Here is a 3601-nt window from a genome sequence, read left to right as displayed (position 1 = left end):
GAGAAGGGGTTGAGCAGGGCGAGGCCGGCGAAGCTCGTGGCGAGGCCGATCATCATGCCGGCGGTGCGGCGCGCGCACGACCGCGACGGGGCAGCGGGCCCGGCCGACCAGGTCGAGGGCGACGGAGTCGTCGGCCGCCTCCGGCGGGTCGTCCCGCCCGCCCATGCCCACGACCAGCAACGACGCCGCGCGGGCGGCCTCCAGCAGCGCGGGCCCGGGTGCCCAGTGCGAGACCCGGCGCAGCACCTCGACCTCGGGGGCGACGGCCAGGGCCCGGGCGGTGGCCCGCTCGAGCAACGCCTCGGCCCGGTGCGTCGACTCGTCGGCGCGCACCGCGTGCACGAGCACGAGGGGGACGCCGAGCGCGCGGGCCTCGCCGGCGGCGAACGCGACCGCGAGCAGTGACGCGTTGCTCCCGTCGACGCCGACCGCGACGGGCGATCCGGACAGGGTCACCGCGGGTTCCTCCCAGGCGAGCGTGTGCCGAGCGTGGGCCGGGGCGGGCGTTCCCCGTGAACGCCCGCCCCGGCGGGTCCACCCGTCCGCTCCCCAACGACGAGTGGCGGCCGGCGCGGTGCCTTCACGCTGCCGGCGACGTCGATGGTGCCCTCGCCGACCCGCCCGGAGCAGGGTCGAAAGTCCCGTCTTCGCGCGGGCTCCGAGGCGCTCTCAGCCCGGGGCGGTGAGGTGCCCGCCGACGTCCGTCGCGCCCTCGACCTCGTTGTGCGCCACCTGCTGCATCACCCGGGCGAGGTCGGCCAGCGCCTGGGCGGCGGCGAGCTCGTCGGCCACACCGGGGACGTCCGCGTCGGGCGGGGCGAGCCGCGCCTGCCCGGTCCCGACGAGCCGGTCGGAGACCCGGTCGTGCAGCCGCGCGACCGCCCGCGTCACCCCGGAACCCGCCTCGAGGTCCACGATCACGGTCCAGCGCTTGCCCGGTGGGATCCCGGCGCGGGTGTGGCCCGCGGCCGTCAGTGCGTCGGACAGCGCATCGGACAGGGTGTGTGCGCCGGTCGGCTCGGTCATCGCGGTCCCTCCCGCCGTGGTGCGTCGAGCGTGCCTCCACGCGACGCGCGGCGGAAGGGGCCGACGGGAACGACCGCCGGATTCGCCGGAACGGGTGGGTCCGTCGGGCGGACCGGGGGAACCGGGGGACCGGTGCGGGCCCGGACGCGCGGCGGCGGCCGCCACGTCGGACCCGCACCGGCGGACGGGCCGCCCACCCGGGGGCTGGGGGGTGTAGCGCGGGTGGGTGGCCCGGGTCCGTGCGGGAGGGGACGGCCCGGCGCGGCAGGGCGCGCACCGGGACCGGGACGAAGGTGACCGTGCGGGAGCGGGACCCGTGCGTACCGCGTCGCGGTCGCGCGCGTCGAGGGCGGCGGTGGGCTCATGGGACCCGCTCGGACTGCCGGCTGCGCTGTGGGCTCAGGCGGACCGGACCAGCGCAGACTACTGCTCGGCGCGCGCCGCCGCAGCTGCCGGAAGCGTGCCCGTCTCGACGACGTCCAGGGCGACGTCGCGCAGCTTGCGGTGCAGCCGGCGGGACGCGGTGCGCAGCTGGTCGAACGCCACGTCGCGCGTGACCAGCCGGCGCGCCATGAGGATGCCGAGGGCGGTGCCGATGTCGCGGCTGGAGCGCAGCGCCTCGTCGAGCTCGGCGGCGCGGCGGCGGTTGCGCGCGTCCGTCACCGCGAGGGCGGCGTGCGCCGCGAGGACCGTGCCGACGGCGACGGCGTGGTCGTCGAAGGCTCCGGGGGTGGCGGAGGAGAGGGTGAGCGCGCCCAGGACGTCGTCCTCGACGAACAGCCGGAAGCACAGCAGCCCGCGCACCCCGGTCTCGGCGACCGCGCGGCGGCTGAACCCGGGCCAGCGGTCGTCCGTGTCCAGGTCCTCGACCGCGCAGACGAACCCGTCGTGGATCACGCCGAGGCAGGGGCCCTCGCCGACCTCGTGCTGGATCTGGTCGACCCGCTGCGCGGTCCCGCCCGTCGACGCCACGGAGACCACGCCGCCGTGCCGGTCGATCAGGGAAATCCCCGCGTGGTCGCAGCCGGGCACGGTCGCCACCGCGTAGAGCGTGACGCGCTCCTGGGCGTCCTCCGGGGTCGGCGCGGTGCGCAGTGCCCGGGCGAGCCGGGCGAAGCGCTCGGCCAGCTCGACGGCGCCGTCTCCCGTTTCGCCCCCGGACCCGTTCACCGCGCGTCCCCCAGCACCCGCAACAGATCGGCCAGGGTGACGATCCCGGCCACCCGGCCCCCGTCGAGCACCGGCACGACCCGCACGTCGGCCTCGCGCATGCGGTGCACCAGGCCGAGCAGGTCGCCGTCGGGCGTCGCGGTCGGGGCGTCCGTGCGCACCAGCGGCCCGACGGCCGTGGCGCCCCGCCTGCCGTCCAACCGGTCCGGGACGAGGTCCGCCTCGGCGAGCATGCCGACGAACCGCTCGCGCTCGTCGACCACCGGGACGTCCGAGAGCCCGTGGGCGGCGAGCGCCGCGGCCGCGTCGCGGACGGTGGAGGCCACCGCCACGACGAGCACCGGGCGGCTCATCACCTCGCGGACCTGCATCCGCGGAGCGTCCCGCCCGGACGGGGCCCCCGGCCAGGGTCAGAAGCCCCGGACCGCCGCGCACGCGCTCAGCGGGCCGTGTCGACGTGCGCGTCCGGGCCGGGGAAGAACACCGACTCGTGGCCGTCCTGCCAGCGGACCCGGTAGTGCTCGGTGTCGCCCTCTCCGCCGAGGACGGCGACGATCGTCCCGCGCCGCCGGGCGGCGTCGAGGTGGTTGCTCTCGATGACGATGCGGTCGCCGACATGAGCCTGCACGATGCCTCCCTGCACGCGGGTGGGGCACCTCAGGATCCCGCGTCCGCCGCTCCGGGGCCAGGGTCCGGCGGGTCCCGGAGACAGTAGGGACTTCCGGCCCTGGTGCGCGGCCGCCCCGTCGAGCAGTATCCGGTCCCGATGCCGCGCGAACCGCGGCAATGCGTGCGTGTCCCGGGCTCCGACGGAGCGACGGCGGAGCGACCGGGCCGCTCGAACACCTGCCGATCGGCCCACCGGCCCGCTCGTCCACCCGCCCGGCCCGCCGCGCCCCGCGCGACGCCGCACGAGGAGCCCGATGACCCTTACCGCGCTGCCCCTCACGTCCAGCCCGCTCCCGATCCGGGAGTTCGACGCGGTCACCTCCGCCGTCGCGCGGCTCGCGATCGAGTTCTCCGGGCGGGTGCCGCACGGGGTCGTGGCACAGGTCGTGCGCGCGTGCCGGGCGGACCTGTCCGGGGTGCCCGCGGGGGCCGTGCCGGAGCTGCTGGAGCGGCTGGCCCGCCAGCGCCTGCTCGACCTGGCGGAGCAGGACCTGCTCTGACCTGTGAGGCGGCTGACCCGAGGGCTCAGCCGGTCGGCCCGCCCGGCCGCGTCCCCGGCAGGGCGAGCATCTCGCGGCGCGGGGGCGTCGGCTCGGGCACGACCAGCACCGGGCAGCGCGCGGCGGCCACTGCGTCGGGGGCGGGGGCGCCCGCGGCCCCGCCCCGCCCGGGCCCCCCCCCCCCGCGCCCCCCCCCCCGCCGCGCGGGGGGGGGGGGGCCCCCGGGGGGGCCCCCC

General features: G+C 78.3%; 6 protein-coding genes. 1 reads left to right on the top strand and 5 read right to left on the bottom strand.

All coding sequences use genetic code 11. The annotated features are described in order from the left end of the window. The 5 genes from AB0B41_RS36280 to AB0B41_RS36260 form a co-directional block, all read right to left on the bottom strand. The coding region (locus AB0B41_RS36280) for a universal stress protein (RefSeq protein ID WP_358211552.1) at positions 1-456 on the bottom strand (456 nt) is incomplete at its 3' end. A gap of 213 nt (positions 457-669) precedes the next feature. After that, positions 670-1026 carry a dsRBD fold-containing protein gene (locus AB0B41_RS36275; RefSeq protein ID WP_358211550.1) on the bottom strand — a complete coding sequence of 119 codons (357 nt, stop codon included), beginning with the start codon at positions 1024-1026 and terminating at the stop codon, positions 670-672. 423 nt (positions 1027-1449) lie between these two features. Further along, the gene (locus AB0B41_RS36270; RefSeq protein ID WP_358211548.1) at positions 1450-2196 is read right to left on the bottom strand and encodes a GAF and ANTAR domain-containing protein; all 747 of its coding nucleotides are present in this window, start codon (positions 2194-2196) and stop codon (positions 1450-1452) included. Continuing rightward, the gene (locus AB0B41_RS36265; RefSeq protein ID WP_358211546.1) at positions 2193-2567 is read right to left on the bottom strand and encodes a CBS domain-containing protein; all 375 of its coding nucleotides are present in this window, start codon (positions 2565-2567) and stop codon (positions 2193-2195) included. The genes AB0B41_RS36270 and AB0B41_RS36265 overlap by 4 nt, the downstream gene beginning before the upstream one ends. A gap of 68 nt (positions 2568-2635) precedes the next feature. Beyond that, entirely contained in the window at positions 2636-2839 is a 204-nt protein-coding gene (locus AB0B41_RS36260) for a DUF1918 domain-containing protein (RefSeq protein ID WP_358211544.1), read from the bottom strand. Positions 2840-3119: 280 nt separating this feature from the next. On the opposite strand from AB0B41_RS36260, the gene AB0B41_RS36255 reads away from it, so the two are divergent. Next, positions 3120-3365, top strand: coding sequence for a hypothetical protein (locus tag AB0B41_RS36255; RefSeq protein ID WP_358211542.1), 246 nt, complete (start codon positions 3120-3122; stop codon positions 3363-3365). The last annotated feature ends 236 nt before the right edge of the window (positions 3366-3601 follow it).

Source organism: Pseudonocardia sp. NPDC049154 (genome assembly GCF_040648315.1).
Classification (GTDB): Bacteria; Actinomycetota; Actinomycetes; order Mycobacteriales; family Pseudonocardiaceae; genus Pseudonocardia.
This window is presented reverse-complemented; position numbering and strand designations above follow the sequence as displayed.